The sequence below is a fragment of the Aquamicrobium sp. LC103 genome (assembly GCF_001014615.2).
In the GTDB taxonomy this organism is placed as follows: domain Bacteria; phylum Pseudomonadota; class Alphaproteobacteria; order Rhizobiales; family Rhizobiaceae; genus LBCQ02.
In genome coordinates this window covers 165,677-181,399 of sequence record NZ_LBCQ02000008.1, presented here as the reverse complement: position 1 = coordinate 181,399, position 15,723 = coordinate 165,677, and the positions used below count along the sequence as shown (strand labels likewise).

Below are 15,723 nucleotides of genomic sequence, written 5' to 3'. Positions count from 1 at the left end.
GGACGAACGACCGCCGGATCAGAACGGAGCGACGCGGTAGCCGCAATCCAGCACCGCCGACCTGATCGCGCCGGCCAGTTCGACTGCTCCGCTCGTGTCGCTGTGTATCAGGATCGAATCCGTCTGCATCGGCACGAGCGTTCCGTCGATCGCCTCGACCACGCCTTCCTGCAGGACCCGCATGACACGCCGGCGCACCATCGCGAGGTCCTTGATCACGGACCCCGCAATCTGCCGGGAGACGAGAATGCCTTCCGGCGTGTAGGCGCGATCGGCGAGGAAGGAGCGTACGAGCTCGATGCCCTGAGCTTCGGCTTCCCTCGCGGCTTCCGTGTGGGGAAGGCCGACGAATTTAAGAGCCGGATCGAAGGACTTCACGACGCCCAGGAGGGTCCTTGCGACATCGCGGTCCACGAAGGAAAGATTGCCGAGGGCTCCGTGGAAATTCGCATGCGTCAATCTCGCGCCGGCATTGCGCGCGATCGCGCTCAGCGCGCCGAGCTGAGTGAGCGTCAGCAGTTCCAATTCCTTCAGCGAGAGATTGATCGCGCGGCGCCCGAAACCCTCCCGATCGGCATAACCGATATGCGCGCCGACGATGACCCCGCGCTGCGTGGCGAGGCGGACCGTCTCGTCCATGACCAGAGGGTCGCCCGCATGGGCACCGCATGCGATATTGGCGGAGGAAACCATATCGAGCAGCGCCCGATCGTCGGCGATGCGGTACGGTCCGAAGCCTTCGCCGAGATCGGAATTCAGGTCGATCGTGGTCATTACCGTTCCTCCTTGCCCGCCGCCTCCGGAAGGAGGCCGAAGACGGGCGTCCCATAGCCCGCGACGGCGCCGTCGCCAACCAGAAGCTCCTGCATCTCGCCGTCGAAATCCGATACGACCGGAAACAGGATGAAACCATTTTCCAGATAGGCTTCGACGCTTCCCGCACCGGTTCGGCGCGGCAAGGAGCCGATTTCCGCATCCCCGTCGGGGTGTGTCAGGCGTATGAAGCCGGGGCAGGACGCCGTGATCTCCTTGCGGCTGGGCGCCGGTATGGTCCCATGGTCCGACGGTATCGTGGTTTCCAACCACAATTCGAGGAGATCGTCACCTTCCTGAAGGCGCAGAAGGGCGATTCCTCTTTCCGCGGCATAGGCCGCGACCTCGGCGATCTCGGCAACCGTGGGGACCGAATGACGGCTCGTACCGCACTCGTTGTCGGCCTTCATTGGACGAACCGCCGTGCCAGGGTGCATTGCGTTGCGATCTGCTGCAGAACGCGCTGCTGCTCCTTCAGCGCCTCCACCGCTTCTCCAGCGGTCACGAGGCTGAAACGCACCAGCCCGCCGAGCCGGAGCTGGGCAAATTTGCGCAGGTCGGCAGCGATGACGACGCCCAGCTTGGGGTAGCCGCCGCACGTATTGGCGTCGTTGAGCTGCACCACGGGCTTGCCGGAAGGCGGAACCTGCACCGTCCCGGGAAGGATGCCATGCGAAAGTAGCTCCTTGACATTCCCGGTATCGAGGGCTGCTCCGTCGAGCCGGTAGCCGATGCGATTGCTGTCTGGAAGCACCTTCCAATGCGCGTCCAGGAACTCCTCCCGGGCAAGCGGCGGGAAGACTTCCCATTCGGCCGCCGGGAGCATGCGCACCGCCGTCGCCTCTTCCGAGACGATCGGTATCAGTGATGCCTTTCGCGCGGAAAGGCCGAAGCCCCGCTTGAGCCGGGATGCATCCGCGGGTTCGTGAAGATCGAGCATGTCCCCCGCCGCCAGCGCCCGCCCCGCAAAGCCGCCGAAGCCGCCCTTCAGGTCCGTCGAGCGGGAACCCATGACCTCCGGAACATCGATGCCACCGGCAAAGGCGACATAGGTGCGCATGCCGAGCCGCGGCGATCTCGCCTTCAGCACCTGGCCCGCCCTGGCGTCCTGGGCCCACCAACAGGGAATGGCGCCGCCGTCCAGCGTGACATCCGCGTCCGCACCGGTGACGGCGAAGCTGGTGTCGCGGGTGAAACGCAGCTCGAAACCTCCGAGCGTCGTTTCGATACCCGCAGCCGAGCTCGGGTTTCCGACCATGATGTTGGCGACCTTGAGCGCCAATTCGTCCATCGCCCCAGACAAGCCGACGCCGATCCTGCGATAGCCGGGACGGCCGAGATCCTGGATCGAGGCCAGAATTCCCGGATGCACGATCTCGATCATGCCTTGATCTCCTTTACGACAAACCAGAGCTTGTCGCCGGGCAGGAGCAAGGTCGGCTCGGCCTCCTCCGGATTGAAGAATTCGAGCTCGGTTCGCCCGATGATGTGCCATCCCGACGGCGTGGTGCGTGAAAGCACGCCGGCCTGGGCGCCACCTATGATGACCGACCCGGCCTCGACCCGGGGACGCGGCGTCTCGCGGCGCGGCGTGGCCAGCCGCATGTCGAGGCCGCCCAGATAGGCGAAACCGGGTTGGCTGCCCAGGGCATAGACGGTGTAGTCGCCCGCGGCGTGAAGCGAGACGAACTCCTCGACCGAAAGGCCAGCTCTCTCAGCGATCCAATTGAGGTCTTCGCCGTCGACCCCGCCATAGGAGACGGGAACTTCGACGATCTTACCGGCCACGGCACGCGCCTTGCCACTCGCCCAACGGTCGGTCAGCAATGCCGCCAGCGCGCGTGGATCTGCGTTGAGGGGATCGAACATGACGAGCAGATTGTTCATGCCCGGGACGACTTCGCGGACGCCTGGCTCGCGCTCAATGTCATCCGCGAGAGCCCAGAACCGTTCCTGTTCTGAAAGATCCAGTCCGGCGGTCGCGGTCTGGCAGAGCAGCGCGGCCTCGCCCATCGCGGAGAAATGCAATTCGGGCTCGTCCGACCGGCTATCCATTTTCGGCTCTTTCCAGTTTCGCCTCCAGATAATGGATGCTGGCGCCGCCCGCCAGAAACGCTTCGTCGACCATTATTTCGCGATGCAACGGTATATTGGTCTTGATGCCGTCGATGCGGGTATTGGCAAGTGCTTCGCGCATGCGCCGGATGGCTTCGTCGCGGGTGCGCCCGTGTGTCACGATCTTGGCGATCATGGAATCGTAATGCGTCGGGATCGCATAGCCGGGCATGATGTGCGTATCGACCCGTATGCCCACTCCCGAAGGCGGCTGCCAATTCGATATGACGCCGGGCGAAGGGGCGAAGGTCACGGGATCCTCGGCATTGATGCGGCATTCCAGTGAGTGGCCGCGGAATTCGATATCCGCCTGATCGAGCCAGAGCCGCTCGCCGCCGGCAATCCGCAATTGCGCCTGGACTATATCGATGTCGGTGATTGCTTCGGTGACGGGATGCTCGACCTGGAGGCGCGTGTTCATCTCGATGAAGAACAGCTCGTTCTTCTCGTATAGGAATTCGAAAGTGCCCGCGCCGCTATAACCAATGCGGCGGCAAGCCTCGACGCATCGGTCGGCGGCATTCGCGACGAGAGCGCGCGGGATGCCGGGCGCCGGCGCCTCCTCGATGATCTTCTGATGCCGCCGCTGCATGGAACAGTCGCGCTCGCCCAGCCAGACGACATTGCCATGGGCGTCCGCCAATATCTGGATCTCCACATGGCGAGGCTCACCAAGATAACGCTCGATATAGACGGCCGGATTGCTGAAAGCGGCGCGAGCCTCTTCACGCGTCGTAGCGACGGCTTCCGCCAGTTCGCCCTCGTGGGCGGCCACGCGCATGCCGCGCCCACCGCCGCCTCCGGCAGCCTTGACGATGACGGGGTAGCCTATCGTGGCGGCGATGCCGCGGCATTGCTCGAAATCGTCCGGGAGCGCGCCCGGCGAACCCGGAATGCAGGGGACGCCGGCCGCCGCCATCGCGGTTCGCGCCGATATCTTGTCGCCCATGATGCGGATGGCCTGCGCCGACGGGCCGATGAAGGTCAGTCCGGCCGCCTCGACCGCCTCGGCGAATTCGGCATTCTCCGAAAGAAAGCCGTAACCGGGATGAACGGCGTCGCAGCCCGTGGCCCGGGCGGCGAAAATCACGGCGGGAATGTTCAGGTAGCTCTTCGACGAGGAAGCCGGCCCGATGCAGATGGCGGCGTCCGCAAGGCGCACATAGTCCGCCTCGGCGTCGGCCTGCGAATAGGCCTGGACGGCTTTCATTCCGAGCGCCCGGCAGGCGCGCTGGACGCGAAGCGCGACCTCCCCGCGATTGGCTATGAGCACGGTCCCGATCATGTTTCCGTTGCCCGCTCGGCGTTCGGGACCAGACCGAAGAGCGGCTGGCCGGCGGAAATCGTTTCTTCGTTGGCCACCCGCACCGTCGCTATGATCCCCGCCGTTTCGGCGGCGACCGCGGACAATGTCTTCATGGCCTCGACCAAGGCAACCGTCTGTCCCGGCTTCACCTCGTTGCCGGCGAGCACGAAAGGAGGCTCGCCCGGCCCGGGAGAAAGATAGACGACACCCGGCATGGGGGAGGCAATGACGGTTTCGCGGGAAGCCCGATCGGTCTCGGCCTTTTCGGAAACGCGCATTTTCCGTGGCGACGGTCCAGCGGTCGGCAATGTCTCGGATCGCTCGATCCGGATCGACCCGTTCCCGTCTTTCAGTTCCAGCGCCTTCACGGGCGAAACGGAGACAAGGTCGATCAAGGCTTTGATGCGTTCAACGTCCATGTCCAGCTCTCGAAGGCTTCGGGCGAATCGATGAATCGGCAGCCGGCGACAAGATGCCTTCCACCGTGTGTTTCATGGGCATGCCACGAGAATGACCGACCTCATGCTCGGTAATCGTGACAGGATTAGCCGTGCAAATTCAGCAATAAAAGCGATTAAAAATTATGGTTTTAAATCGCTTTCTCTAATACGATCGGCGCCGCTAACTTTGAAACTGCCTCGAAAAATCACAGACCCGCATCGTCAGTTCCGCGATGGCCGACGTCACGGCGGAAGGGCGGTCGTTGCGGAACATGGAGACGTAGGGCACCGGCGGCAGCGACGGCTTTGTGGGAATGACGACCAGCTTCCCCTCATCGACCAAGGGCTGGAAGCATTGCTCCGGAACATAGCTCACGCCGAGTCCCGCGATCGTCAGCCCCAGAAGGGCGGTGAGGCTGTCGCTTGAAAGCACTTTCGGGAACGTGACGCCTTCCGCCTTCAGCCATTTGTTGAAGTAGAGACCGGAGCCGGAGCGTCCGCCCTGGGTGAGGATCGGGTAATTCGCCAGCTCGGCCAGATAAAGCGGCTCGCCTATGTTCACCAGCCCCGGCTTGGCCATCCAGACGTTGGAGACGTCCGCCAGATGCACGGCCGATATCTCGGGATCGGTGAATGCCTCCGGAATGACGATCAGATCGATCGTTTCTTCCACCAGTCGCTCATAGAGATTGCGGCTCATGTCGACTTCGGGCTCGAGCGAAACCGAGGGATAGGTCTCGCGCAGCGCCGTCACGAGACGAGGCAGCCATGTCATCGCAGTCAGCTCGGTGACGCCGATCCGCAGGCGCCGCAACGGCGTATGCCGGCTGTCCTTGAGTTCGGCGATGCGGTCGTGCAGCCCCAGCATCTCCTCGCCGATCGCCAGGAGGTGCTCCCCGCGTTCCGTCAGCCGCGCGCCGCGCTGGCTACGGTCGAAAACGGCGATGCCGGTGGCGAGTTCAAGCTCCTGTATCCGCTTGGAAACGGCGGATTGCGTGGTGTTGAGCTTGGCCGCCGCACGTTCGAACGTTCCGAGCTTGGTGATCCAATAGAGAGCTTCGAGCTGCTTCAGCGTGATTGAGATGGGCATCGGGGTCCGGATCCAAAGCATTCTTAAAAGTGCTGGTAAACTATCAGTTTTTATCGGTTTTCTGAATGGAAATGCAACTCTAGTTTCACACGTGCTTGCCGTTCTCGCGTTCGGAGAAGGCGCCCGCCTCAACTGGAGAGTTTTCATGTCGTTCAAACTTTCGGATCGGGTCTCCAATCTGAAACCGTCGGCAAGCATTGCGGCCAAGAAAAGGGTGACGGAGCTGCAGGCGGCGGGCCGGCAGATCATCGATTTCACGATCGGCGAACCGGATCTCGACACGCCGGATTTCATCATCGACGCGGCTATAAAGGCGATGCGGGAAGGCGACACGCACTACACCGCGACCCAGGGCACGCCGGCCTTGCGCGATGCCATCTGCAACAAGCTCAAGCGCGAAAACGGCATCGACGTGCAGCCTGAGAACATCGTCGTCGGCTGCGGTGCCAAGCAACTGATTTTCGAGGCCTTCGCGGCCACCCTGGACGAGGGTGACGAGGTGATCGTGCCGGCGCCTTACTGGGTCTCCTATCCCGATATCGTCAAGGTCAACGGCGGCACGCCGGTGATCGTCGAATGTGGCGCCGACGTGGACTTCAAGCTGAAGCCCCACGCCCTGAGCGCCGCGCTGACACCGAACATGCGCTGGCTGATACTCAACTCGCCGAACAACCCCACCGGCGCGGTTTATAGCGCCAAGGAACTGGCGGCCCTGTTGGACGTGCTGCGCCTGCATCCGCAGGTCTGTCTCATCATGGACGACATCTACGAGCACCTCGTCTATGACGGCGCAAGCCATGCCAGTCCCCTCCAGATCGACCCAGCTTTCGCGGAGCGCTCCCTTCTGATCAACGGGGTTTCGAAGGCCTACGCCATGACCGGCTGGCGCGTCGGCTACGCGGCCGGACCGAAGCCTCTCGTCGCGGCGATCGGAAAGCTGCTCGGGCAGAACACCACCTGCGCCAGCTCCATCAGCCAGGCGGGGGCCACGGCCGCCCTGGAAGGCGATCAGGCTCCCGTTCGCGAAATGACCGCGCTTTATGAGCAGCGGCGCAACCGCATGATCGAATTGCTCGAGGACGTTCCGGGCTTCGATGTCAGCGTGCCGTCGGGTGCCTTCTATCTCTTCCCCTCTGTCGCGGAGTTGATCGGCCGCAGGACGCCGCAGGGCCAGGTCCTGCACACCGACCTCGACGTGGCCGCCTATCTGCTCGAAGCCGCCAACGTGGCCGTCATGGATGGCTCTTCCTACGGGCTTTCACCTTACTTGCGGCTCTCCTTCGCGACTTCGACGGACAGGATCGAGGAAGGCTGCCGCCGGATCCGCAAGGCAACCGAAGCGCTTGCTTGAGAGAAACGCAGACCCGGCCAAATCAGGCCATCAGCCAGACAGACAGTTGGAAGAGCGACCATGATCGGAAACAGACGCAACGCCAGCGCCGCACAGGCCGACCCCGAACTGGTCGAAGCCTTTCGCAAGACCGCGACGGCCAATATCAGCGACAATCTGCATCGCCAGCCGGGAGCCGTCGGCTTGCGCCCCTTCTACAAGGGCGGGGTCATGGCAGGCACCGCCCTGACGGTGCGCACCCGCGCCGGCGACAATATGGTCATTCACGAGGCGCTCGAACTCGTCAGACCCGGAGATGTGATCATTGTGGATGGCGAAGGGGATACCAGCCGGGCGCTGATCGGCGAGATCATGACCGCGATCGCGCGCAAACGCGGCGCTGCCGGTTTCGTCATCGACGGCGCCGTGCGGGATGCGGGCGTATTGCTGCAATCCAGCTTTCCGTGCTTCGCCCGAACCGCGATCCACCGCGGCCCCTACAAGGAAGGGCCGGGGGAGATCAACGTGCCGGTTTCCATCGGCGGTCTCGTCGTCCAGCCCGGCGATGTCGTCGTCGGTGACGAGGATGGCGTGGTCGCATTTCCGCAAGCGATCGCGCCCGCCTTGCTCGAAGCCGTCCGCCAGCAGGAAGCCAAGGAAGCGGCCATCCTGGCGAGCATCGAGGAAGGAACCTATGCCGGAGCGTACGGCAAGCCCGCGGGACCACGCTAGATCACAATGCGTCGGAACGGCGCGCAGGAAGCGCGCGAGCGCCGCGCTCCGTCGGCCATTTCACCGGCTATCCAGCAGACACACCGAGGCGTGCCGCGAGCAGTTCGAGCGCAGCCGGCGCATCGACCCCGAGCGCCACGCTGACAGCCGGTCCTCCACTTTCTCCCGCGAGAAGCGCGCCGGCATCCGAACCAACTCCGGTGTCGACCGCGATGCGAATATCCTCGGTGGAAAAGAGCGCCGGATTCTCGGCGAAAAGCATCACGCAGGGATCGTGGAGTGGCCGGCTTTCGCCACCGCTCGCCGACTGGAAATAGGCCTCGATCAGGTTGGCCGAGGCAGCCGCCGCAGCCGTATCGCGGGCCCGCAAAGCGTCGAGATAACCGCGGTCAGCCCGTACTTTCCGCGTCACGTCGAGCGGTATGAGCACCGTCGGCAGGCCGGCTGAAAACACCAGCTCAGCGGCTTCCGGATCGGCGGCGATGTTGAATTCGGAACGCGGGCCGACATTGCCGGGCTCGTGGATCGCGCCGCCCATGACGATCAGGCGGCGAATGCGCCGCGCCGCCGACGGGCGATCGCGCAGGAGAAGCGCGATATTGGTCAGCGGCCCGAGCGCGAGGATATCGAGCGTGCCAATCGGCGCGGCCTCGAGCTGCTCCGCGAGCCAGGTGACCGCATCGCCCCTGGCGGGGACGAGCGGCTCGGGAAAGCCGACGCCCCCGAGCCCGTCATCTCCGTGAATTTCCGCGGAATCGAAACCTGTCCGCGACAGGGGAGCAGATGCGCCGGCCACCACGGGGATGTCGCTTCTTGCCGCCAGGGCGAGAATGCGCCCCGCATTCCTCGTGGTCGTCTCGATGCCGATATTGCCCGCCACGGTGGTGAGTCCGACGATGTCGAAGGCAGGCGATGCGAGCGCGTAAAGGATCGCGACCGCGTCGTCTATGCCCGGATCGGTGTCGATTACGGCGCGAATTGCGGCGTCGGTCATTGCGGCTATTCCACTCATCGTTGCTGCTTCGCTTCGCGACTAGGCCGATCTTAGATCGTCGCCGCGTCTATACGCGCCATCTCCGCCTTGAAAGCGCCGGCGATCTGCAGCGCGTCGCGCATCACCTTCTTGCGTTCGAGCGTCAGCACCTCGCGCTCGCGCATGACCCAGCGCCCGGCCACCATCACGTCGCGGACATCATCCGGCATCGCCGAGAAGACCAGCGTGGCATAGGGATCGTAGACAGGCTGCATGCGTGTCGCCGCAAGGCTGATACGGATCAGGTCCGCCTGCTTGCCGGGCTCGAGCGAGCCGATGCGGTCGTCCATGCCCAGCACCCTCGCCCCCTCCAGCGGGCACCTCGCGGCCGGGCATCGGCTTGCGACTGTGTCCGAGAAGCTTCTGGAGCATGCTGACCGGCGCGAATTGCGAGATCAGATCGAGCGTGTTGCCGCTCATCGGCCCGTCGGTGGCGATGCCGACCGGAATTCCGGCCGCACGCATCGCCCCCACCGGCGCTATGCCGCGTCCGGCCTTGGCGTTGGAGCGCGCATTGTGCGCGACGCAGACCTGCGCATGCGCCATCTTCTCGATGTCGCTGCCACTGACGTGCAGGCAGTGCGCACAGATCAGCCCCTTGCGCAGGAGCCCGGCCTTCTCGACCACTTCGACCGGCCGCAACCCGTGGTTCTTCGCGCACCATTCCATTTCCGAATCCATCTCGGCGAGATGGATCTGCACCGGCACCTCCGGATGGTCGTCGGCGAAGCGTGCAACGCGCTCCATGACCGCTATGTCGGTGGAATAAGGCGCATGTGGCGCGATCGACGGCGTCACGCGCGGATGGCCTGAAAATTCCGAAACGAGCTCGTCGACGAGCGCGAAGCCGGCGTCGATCGTCTTGTGGTCGGGCGGGTCGAAATCGGCGATCGTCTGGCCAACGACGCCGCGGATCCCCGCCCGATCCAGCACCCGGCCGACCTCCGTTTCGAAGTAGTACATGTCCGCCACCGCGGTCACGCCCGCCTCGATCAGTTCGAGCGTGCCGAGCGCTGTTCCGACCCTCACCATTTCCGGCGTGACGAATTTGCGCTCCATCGGAAGCACGTAGCGGTAGAGGCGGTCGTCGACGTCCTCACCAAGCCCGCGAAACAGCGACATGGCGATGTGGCAATGCGGATTGACCATGCCGGGCATGACGATATCGCCGCCGGCATCGAGGATTTCGGCTCCCTCGATCCGCGGCGGCTCGCCGGCGCCAATCTCGGCGATCGTCTCGCCCTCGATGCGGACATAGCCGCCTTCGATCACCTCCATGTCCGGCGTGCAGGGCAGGAGCGTCGCGTTGGTGACGAGAACGGTCATGATCTACATCCGCTTGTCTTCATTCCGGACGCAGGATGCAGCACTGATCCGGCACCGGGACCAGCCTCGCGGTCGAACCGGACTCGAGCGGCGCGGAAAGCGCGCCATTGGCAAGCAGATGGCCGGCCGGCGTCTCGCATTGATATTGATAGGCGCGGCCGAGATAGGTGCGCAGGCCGAGTGTCGCCGGAATGCCATCGGCCTGCGGATCTGCATCGACGACGAGGCCGTCGGCACGCGTCCCCAGCACGAATTCGTCCGGGATTTCGCCGAAGCGCGCCTGCGACAGCGTCAGCGTCACGCCTCCCGCCGCTTCGGCCGTCACGTTCTCGCCCTCGCGCCTCGCGACCTTCATCGCAATGAGGTTCTCGAAGCCGACGAAGCGCGCGACGAAGGCATTGGCCGGACGCTGATAGAGCGCTTCGGGCGTGTCGAGCTGCATGATGCGGCCCTGGTTCATGATCGCCACGCGGTCGGAGATCGAGAAGGCTTCCTCCTGATCATGCGTGACATAGACCGAGGTCGTGCCGTTGGCACGCTGGAGCTGACGGATCTCGACCCGCATGTCGATGCGCAGCTTGGCATCGAGATTCGACAGCGGCTCATCGAACATCAGGAGCGGCGGTTCGATGACCAGCGCGCGCGCCAGCGCGACGCGCTGCTTCTGTCCACCGGAAAGCGCGCCCGGCAACCGGTCCGCAAGCTCGGCGAGGCCGACGCGCTCCAGCATGGCGCCGGCGCGCCGGTTGCGCTCCTCGCCGGCTACGCCGCGCTGCTTCAAGCCGAAGGCAACATTGTCGCGCACGCTCAGATGCGGAAAAAGCGCATAATTCTGGAAGACGAGTCCGATATGGCGCTTATGGGCCGGCAGCTTGGTGAGGTCGCGTCCGCCCAATGTGATCGAGCCCGAGGTCGGTTCCAGGAAGCCGGCGATCAGGCGCAGCGTCGTGGTCTTGCCGCAGCCCGACGCGCCGAGGAGGGAGACGAGCTCACCGGCTGCGACGTTCAGCGAGAGATCGTCCAGAACCTTGGAGGTTCCGTAATGGGCGGTCAGGTGTTCGACAGTCAGCGGATAGGTCATGGGCAGAAAATCTACTTGGCGAGGAAGGTGAGGCCGAGCGTGCGCTCCACGATCGCCATGACGGCGACCGTCAGCAGCATCAGGAGCACCGACACGGAGGCGATGGTGGGATCGAAGAATTGCTCGACATGGGCGAGAATCTGGATCGGCAGGGTCGAAATGCCCGGCCCGGTCAGGAAGAGCGATACCGAGACGTCGTTGATCGAGGTGATGAACGCCAGGATGAAGGCGGCTATCACACCCGAGCGCACATTCGGCAGGACGATCGTGAAGAATGTCTTCGCCGGTGGACTGCCAAGACTGACCGCCGCCTCCTCGATGGAAAAGTCGAAGCTCGCCAGGCTCGCCGAGATGACGCGCACGCAATAGGGCAGGACAAGCAGCGTATGGCCGATAAGCAGCGCGAGGAAGATCGGCACCGATGCGTCGACGGCGACCGAGCGCAGCAACGAGAAGCCGAGCACGATCTCCGGCACCAGGATTGGTAGCACGAAGAGCGTCGACAGCCACGCCGGCAACTGGATGCGGTAGCGGTTGAGCGCATAGGCGGCGGGAATGCCGATGACGAGCGCGATCGCGGTTGCCAGGAAGGCGATCTGCAGGCTGGTGACGATGGTGCGTCGGAAGGCGCTGATCTCGAAGATGTTCTGGAACCAGTGCAGCGTCAGGCCCTGCGGCGGGAAGGTCAGATAGGTGGTATCCGACAGCGCCGCACCGAAGACGATGACGAGCGGCCCCATCAGGAAGAGATAGACGAGGATCGTAAACCCGATGAGGGCTGGGTGGAGGCGGTTTGTCATGTCAGGTCGCCATCGGGTTCAGGCGGCGCGCGGTGCGCGTCATGATGAGGACGACGGCGACCGTCACGGCCACCATGATCGTCGCGATCGTGGAAGCCCCGACCCAGTCGAACGCCACCATGGCGCGTTGGTACATCAGTGTTCCCATCACCATCTGCCGCTCGCCGCCGAGAAGCTGCGGCGTGGCGTAGGAGGTGAACGAGCCGGTGAAGACGAGTACCGCGCCGACGATCAGGCCGGGCACGGCGAGCGGGAAGATCACTTGGCGGAAGGTCGCGAAAGGCGAGGCGCCGAGCGAAGCGGAGGCCTGGACCACGTCGTCGGGAATGTTCTCCAGCACGCCGACGAGGGTCAATACCATCAGCGGCACGAACAGGTAGACCATCGCAACCACCACCGACCATTGCGTGTAGAGCATGGCGAAAGGCTGGTCGGTCACTCCGATCCAGACCAGGAAATTGTTGAGTATGCCGTTGCGACCGAGAATGATCAGCCAGGCGAAGGAGCGAACGACGACACCGGTGAGCAGCGGGAAGACCGCGGCGATGATGAGCAGGCTCTTGATCCTGCCGGGCGAGCGCGACACGACATAGGCGGTCAGGAAGCCGACGACGACCGAGATTGCAGTCGTGGCAAGCGAGATTTCGAGCGTGCGCCACAGGACGGCACGCCGGAAGCCGCTGGAGAAGAACGCCACATAAGGTGCAAGCACACCGCCGTCTTCGGCGAATGTCGAGGCGATCGTTATGGCAACCGGGACGATGAGAAACAGAACGACGGCCAGCGTCGCGGGGGTCGAGAGCCCCCATCCGGCAAAGCGTTTCAAAGCATTTCGCACTTGCATACCCTGTGTAGGATCGGGTCCGGCGGTACCGGGCACGTTTTTTTCGGCGCATCGCGCGGCATCAACCGCGGACTGCCTCCAGTGGCCGAAAGCGGCGGAGTTGTCGACGCCGCCGCTTTCCCGAAGGCATTGTTGGCGCCGGCTTCACGCCTGGCGCAACACCTTTACATGCCGAACACTTCGCTCCAGCGTTCCAGCCATTCGTCCTTGGCCGCGTTCATTTTCTCGTAATCGATGCGCTTCAGCTTCGAGATCATCTCGGTGCCGTAGGTCCATTGCGCGGCGGCTTCCGGAGCGAGTTCCAGATTTTCGACCACCGGGGCGTCGACGCCGTTCTCGGCCAGCTTCTTCTGCACCTCGGGATCGAGGATGAAGTTGATGAACTCGTGCGCCAATTCGACATTCTGCGCGTTCTTCGGGATGTTGACCGTGTTGAGGACGGCGATGTCGCCCTCATCGAGATCGGCCCAGGCGATGCTCGGCACAGCGGCCCGCAACTGCGCGAGCGTGAAATCTTGGGTGATCGACGTGGTGATTTCGCCGGTGGAGAAGAGATTGATCATCTCCGAGCCGGTATTGTAGTTCTTCACTACGTTCGGGCGCAAATCCTCGAGCGCCGAGAAGGCCGGATCGGCGTTTTCGAAGGCATCGGTTTCGGCCTTGTCGCCGGCGATCATGACGACCATCGGCCCGGCGGTGGTGGTTATGCCCGGCAATGAGATCGAACTCGCCAGATCCTCGCGCCACAGATCGCTCCACGAAGTAATTGCCGGGTCGACCTTCTCGGCATCATAGACGATGCCGATGCGGCCGATCGTGTAGGCCGGTCCGAAATCACCCTGCGGCGCCTTGGCGATATCGTAGAGACCCTCGATGTTCGGCACCTTGGCGCGGTCGACCGGCTGGAACAAATCCTCGGCGACGCCGATCTGCGAGAAGGCGTCGGTCAGATAGATGACGTCGACGCCGCCGCGCATGCGCACGCGATTGAGGCGATCGGCATTGTTGCCGGTCTCGAATACGAGCTCGCAGCCGCATTTTTCCTGAAAGGGCTGGACGACATATTCGTTGAGCTTGTCGCCGTTGAAGCCCCACCAGGAAACGGTGAGCGTCTCGGCGCCGGCCGATGCCGTGGCTACGAGGCCGCAGACGGCTGCCAGGATCAGGGTGCGGATGGGTTTCATTCGGATGTGCCTCTTCATTGGCGTTTGGCTGCCGCGCAGGCGCGCGAGTTAGCCGGAACTTATTTTCGCGGCACCAAAGCCGCAAGTTCAAAGAATCGGCAAATCTCACACAATATGGGCAGACCACAGGAAAAAACGGCGAGGCGAGCGCCTCGTCGTCGTGTTTTCAGACGTTTCCGAGCCACCGGCACCGGCAGGCCGGGCAAAAATCAGACGGTAGGATATAAACCGGAACGATCGGAGATAAGCCTTGGCCCCTCCCTTCCCTAACGTGATCTGCCGGCCGCGGGTTGTCTGGTTTCCTGCCGACGCACCGCCGGCAGTTGTCATGGGAGGATTGACATCATGAAATTGAAACTGATCTGCACAGTCGCGGCGCTCGCCATTTTGGCGCCCGCGGCAGCCATGGCCGCGGATACGATCAAGATCGGCCTGATGGCACCTCAGGAAGGCGTTTTCACCGAACCCGGCAATGACGGCATTCGCGGCTTCAAGCTGGCGCTCAACAAGTACAATGGCGAGATCAACGGCAAGAAGATCGAATGGGTGCTCGGGCCCACCGACGCCACGCCCGACACGGCCAGCCGCATCGCGCGCAAGCTGATCGAGCAGGACAAGGTCGATTTCATCATCGGACCGCTGTCGGGCTCGGAAGGCATCGCATTGCGCGACTACGCCAAGACCATTCCCGAAAAGACGATCATCAATTCGGCGTCAGGCGCGCTGGAGACGACCTATGTCGATCCCGCGCCGAACTTCTTCCGCTTCCATCCCGACGGCGCGCAGTGGGGCTATGGCCTCGGCAGCTACGTCGTCAACGAAAAGGGCTGGAAGCGCGTGGCGACGATCGCGGCCGACTATTCCTTCGGCTACACCAATTTCATGGGCTTCGCCGTCGATTTCTGCAAGGCGGGCGGCGAGATCGTCGAGAAGTTCTGGCTGCCGCTCGGCAGCGGCGATTTCGCCTCGATCATCGCGGCTCTTCCCGACGACGTCGACGCCATCTATCTCGGCGTGGGCGGCACCGACGCGATCAACTTTCTCAATCAGTATGAACAGGCAGGCGGCGACACCAACATCATCGGCGGGACGATCATGGTCGACCAGACCGTGCTGACGGCCCGCGGCCGCGCCAAGGAAATGCTGGTCGGCACGCCGAGCTCCGGCCCGCAGGCCGACGATTGGGAGGACGCCGGCTGGCAGGCCTACGTGAAGGACTACCAGGAGACGTTCCCTGAAAACGAGCGCTTCCCCTCCCCGTCCCTGTTCGCGACCAATTATTACGGCGCGACGCTCGCGGCGATGATGGCACTGGACAAGATCGGCGGCGAGTTCGACGAAGGCCAGAAGAACTTTCATGCAGCGCTCGCCGGGCTCGAATTCGATACGCCGAACGGCCATATCAAGCTCGACGACAACCGCCAGGCGATCGGCTCCATCTTCATCACCGAAGTGGTCGAGGAAGCAGACGGCGGCCTCCACAATACCTTCAAGGCCAAGGTCGACGACGTCAACCAGACACTCGGCATGTCGAAGGAGGAATTCGACAAGATCGGGCTGCCCTCACGCGACACGCCGGACTGTGCGGCGCTTCAGCCCGGCTAGGCGCCATCACGGAGGCACGGTCGG

Annotated in this window: 17 protein-coding genes; 3 read left to right on the top strand and 14 right to left on the bottom strand. The window is 63.5% G+C overall.

What is annotated here, in order from left to right; translation table 11 throughout:
• Positions 1-18: 18 nt before the first annotated feature.
• The 7 genes from XW59_RS16860 to XW59_RS16830 form a co-directional block, all read right to left on the bottom strand.
• The gene (locus XW59_RS16860; RefSeq protein WP_047146516.1) at positions 19-774 is read right to left on the bottom strand and encodes a 5-oxoprolinase subunit PxpA; all 756 of its coding nucleotides are present in this window, start codon (positions 772-774) and stop codon (positions 19-21) included.
• Entirely contained in the window at positions 774-1,223 is a 450-nt protein-coding gene (locus tag XW59_RS16855; RefSeq protein ID WP_047146517.1) for a hypothetical protein, read from the bottom strand. Before XW59_RS16855 ends, XW59_RS16860 begins: the two co-directional genes overlap by 1 nt.
• Positions 1,220-2,197, bottom strand: a complete 978-nt coding sequence (locus tag XW59_RS16850) for a biotin-dependent carboxyltransferase family protein (protein ID WP_047146518.1) — start codon at positions 2,195-2,197, stop codon at positions 1,220-1,222. The genes XW59_RS16855 and XW59_RS16850 overlap by 4 nt, the downstream gene beginning before the upstream one ends.
• Positions 2,194-2,868 (bottom strand): 5-oxoprolinase subunit PxpB, encoded by a 675-nt coding sequence (gene pxpB, locus XW59_RS16845; protein ID WP_137327047.1) that lies wholly within the window; start codon positions 2,866-2,868, stop codon positions 2,194-2,196. Before pxpB ends, XW59_RS16850 begins: the two co-directional genes overlap by 4 nt.
• Complete coding sequence (gene accC / locus XW59_RS16840; protein ID WP_137327046.1) at positions 2,861-4,213, bottom strand: acetyl-CoA carboxylase biotin carboxylase subunit; 1,353 nt, start codon at positions 4,211-4,213, stop codon at positions 2,861-2,863. The genes pxpB and accC overlap by 8 nt, the downstream gene beginning before the upstream one ends.
• A complete protein-coding gene (locus XW59_RS16835) occupies positions 4,210-4,653 on the bottom strand; it encodes a biotin/lipoyl-containing protein (protein ID WP_047146521.1) in 444 nt (147 codons plus the stop codon). Before XW59_RS16835 ends, accC begins: the two co-directional genes overlap by 4 nt.
• A 202-nt stretch (positions 4,654-4,855) precedes the next feature.
• The gene (locus XW59_RS16830) at positions 4,856-5,764 is read right to left on the bottom strand and encodes a LysR family transcriptional regulator (protein ID WP_047146655.1); all 909 of its coding nucleotides are present in this window, start codon (positions 5,762-5,764) and stop codon (positions 4,856-4,858) included.
• A 145-nt stretch (positions 5,765-5,909) separates the two neighbouring features.
• Between XW59_RS16830 and XW59_RS16825 the strand changes: the two genes are divergently transcribed.
• Both XW59_RS16825 and XW59_RS16820 read left to right on the top strand, forming a co-directional pair.
• Complete coding sequence (locus XW59_RS16825) at positions 5,910-7,115, top strand: pyridoxal phosphate-dependent aminotransferase (RefSeq protein WP_047146656.1); 1,206 nt, start codon at positions 5,910-5,912, stop codon at positions 7,113-7,115.
• A 60-nt stretch (positions 7,116-7,175) separates the two neighbouring features.
• On the top strand, positions 7,176-7,826 hold the full coding sequence (locus XW59_RS16820; RefSeq protein ID WP_047146522.1) for an RraA family protein: 651 nt from the start codon (positions 7,176-7,178) through the stop codon (positions 7,824-7,826).
• Positions 7,827-7,893: 67 nt separating this feature from the next.
• On the opposite strand, the gene XW59_RS16815 is transcribed toward XW59_RS16820, so the two are convergent.
• The 7 genes from XW59_RS16815 to XW59_RS16790 all read right to left on the bottom strand — a co-directional run bounded on the left by XW59_RS16815 (position 7,894) and on the right by XW59_RS16790 (position 14,094).
• Positions 7,894-8,820 (bottom strand): nucleoside hydrolase, encoded by a 927-nt coding sequence (locus XW59_RS16815; RefSeq protein ID WP_047146523.1) that lies wholly within the window; start codon positions 8,818-8,820, stop codon positions 7,894-7,896.
• Between the two features lie 50 nt (positions 8,821-8,870).
• A complete protein-coding gene (locus XW59_RS29810) occupies positions 8,871-9,137 on the bottom strand; it encodes an amidohydrolase family protein (RefSeq protein ID WP_281406235.1) in 267 nt (88 codons plus the stop codon).
• Positions 9,019-10,185 (bottom strand): amidohydrolase family protein, encoded by a 1,167-nt coding sequence (locus XW59_RS16810; protein WP_281406232.1) that lies wholly within the window; start codon positions 10,183-10,185, stop codon positions 9,019-9,021. Before XW59_RS16810 ends, XW59_RS29810 begins: the two co-directional genes overlap by 119 nt.
• Before the next feature lie 19 nt (positions 10,186-10,204).
• Positions 10,205-11,266 carry an ABC transporter ATP-binding protein gene (locus XW59_RS16805; RefSeq protein ID WP_047146524.1) on the bottom strand — a complete coding sequence of 354 codons (1,062 nt, stop codon included), beginning with the start codon at positions 11,264-11,266 and terminating at the stop codon, positions 10,205-10,207.
• An 11-nt stretch (positions 11,267-11,277) separates the two neighbouring features.
• Positions 11,278-12,066, bottom strand: a complete 789-nt coding sequence (locus tag XW59_RS16800) for an ABC transporter permease (protein ID WP_047146525.1) — start codon at positions 12,064-12,066, stop codon at positions 11,278-11,280.
• Position 12,067: 1 nt separating this feature from the next.
• Complete coding sequence (locus XW59_RS16795; RefSeq protein ID WP_047146526.1) at positions 12,068-12,892, bottom strand: ABC transporter permease; 825 nt, start codon at positions 12,890-12,892, stop codon at positions 12,068-12,070.
• Between the two features lie 182 nt (positions 12,893-13,074).
• Positions 13,075-14,094, bottom strand: coding sequence for an ABC transporter substrate-binding protein (locus XW59_RS16790; protein WP_047146527.1), 1,020 nt, complete (start codon positions 14,092-14,094; stop codon positions 13,075-13,077).
• 345 nt (positions 14,095-14,439) lie between these two features.
• On the opposite strand from XW59_RS16790, the gene XW59_RS16785 reads away from it, so the two are divergent.
• Entirely contained in the window at positions 14,440-15,699 is a 1,260-nt protein-coding gene (locus tag XW59_RS16785; protein WP_047146528.1) for an ABC transporter substrate-binding protein, read from the top strand.
• The last annotated feature ends 24 nt before the right edge of the window (positions 15,700-15,723 follow it).

Coding starts and splice junctions, on each gene's coding strand:
- XW59_RS16805 (WP_047146524.1), bottom strand. CDS start 11,266: ATGACCTATCCGCTGACTGTCGAACACCTGACCGCCCATTACGGAACC.
- XW59_RS16810 (WP_281406232.1), bottom strand. CDS start 10,185: ATGACCGTTCTCGTCACCAACGCGACGCTCCTGCCCTGCACGCCGGAC.
- accC (WP_137327046.1), bottom strand. CDS start 4,213: ATGATCGGGACCGTGCTCATAGCCAATCGCGGGGAGGTCGCGCTTCGC.
- XW59_RS16820 (WP_047146522.1), top strand. CDS start 7,176: ATGATCGGAAACAGACGCAACGCCAGCGCCGCACAGGCCGACCCCGAA.
- XW59_RS16850 (WP_047146518.1), bottom strand. CDS start 2,197: ATGATCGAGATCGTGCATCCGGGAATTCTGGCCTCGATCCAGGATCTC.
- XW59_RS16815 (WP_047146523.1), bottom strand. CDS start 8,820: ATGACCGACGCCGCAATTCGCGCCGTAATCGACACCGATCCGGGCATA.
- XW59_RS16830 (WP_047146655.1), bottom strand. CDS start 5,764: ATGCCCATCTCAATCACGCTGAAGCAGCTCGAAGCTCTCTATTGGATC.
- XW59_RS16800 (WP_047146525.1), bottom strand. CDS start 12,066: ATGACAAACCGCCTCCACCCAGCCCTCATCGGGTTTACGATCCTCGTC.
- XW59_RS16785 (WP_047146528.1), top strand. CDS start 14,440: ATGAAATTGAAACTGATCTGCACAGTCGCGGCGCTCGCCATTTTGGCG.
- XW59_RS16835 (WP_047146521.1), bottom strand. CDS start 4,653: ATGGACGTTGAACGCATCAAAGCCTTGATCGACCTTGTCTCCGTTTCG.
- XW59_RS16825 (WP_047146656.1), top strand. CDS start 5,910: ATGTCGTTCAAACTTTCGGATCGGGTCTCCAATCTGAAACCGTCGGCA.
- XW59_RS16860 (WP_047146516.1), bottom strand. CDS start 774: ATGACCACGATCGACCTGAATTCCGATCTCGGCGAAGGCTTCGGACCG.
- XW59_RS16790 (WP_047146527.1), bottom strand. CDS start 14,094: ATGAAACCCATCCGCACCCTGATCCTGGCAGCCGTCTGCGGCCTCGTA.
- XW59_RS16855 (WP_047146517.1), bottom strand. CDS start 1,223: ATGAAGGCCGACAACGAGTGCGGTACGAGCCGTCATTCGGTCCCCACG.
- pxpB (WP_137327047.1), bottom strand. CDS start 2,868: ATGGATAGCCGGTCGGACGAGCCCGAATTGCATTTCTCCGCGATGGGC.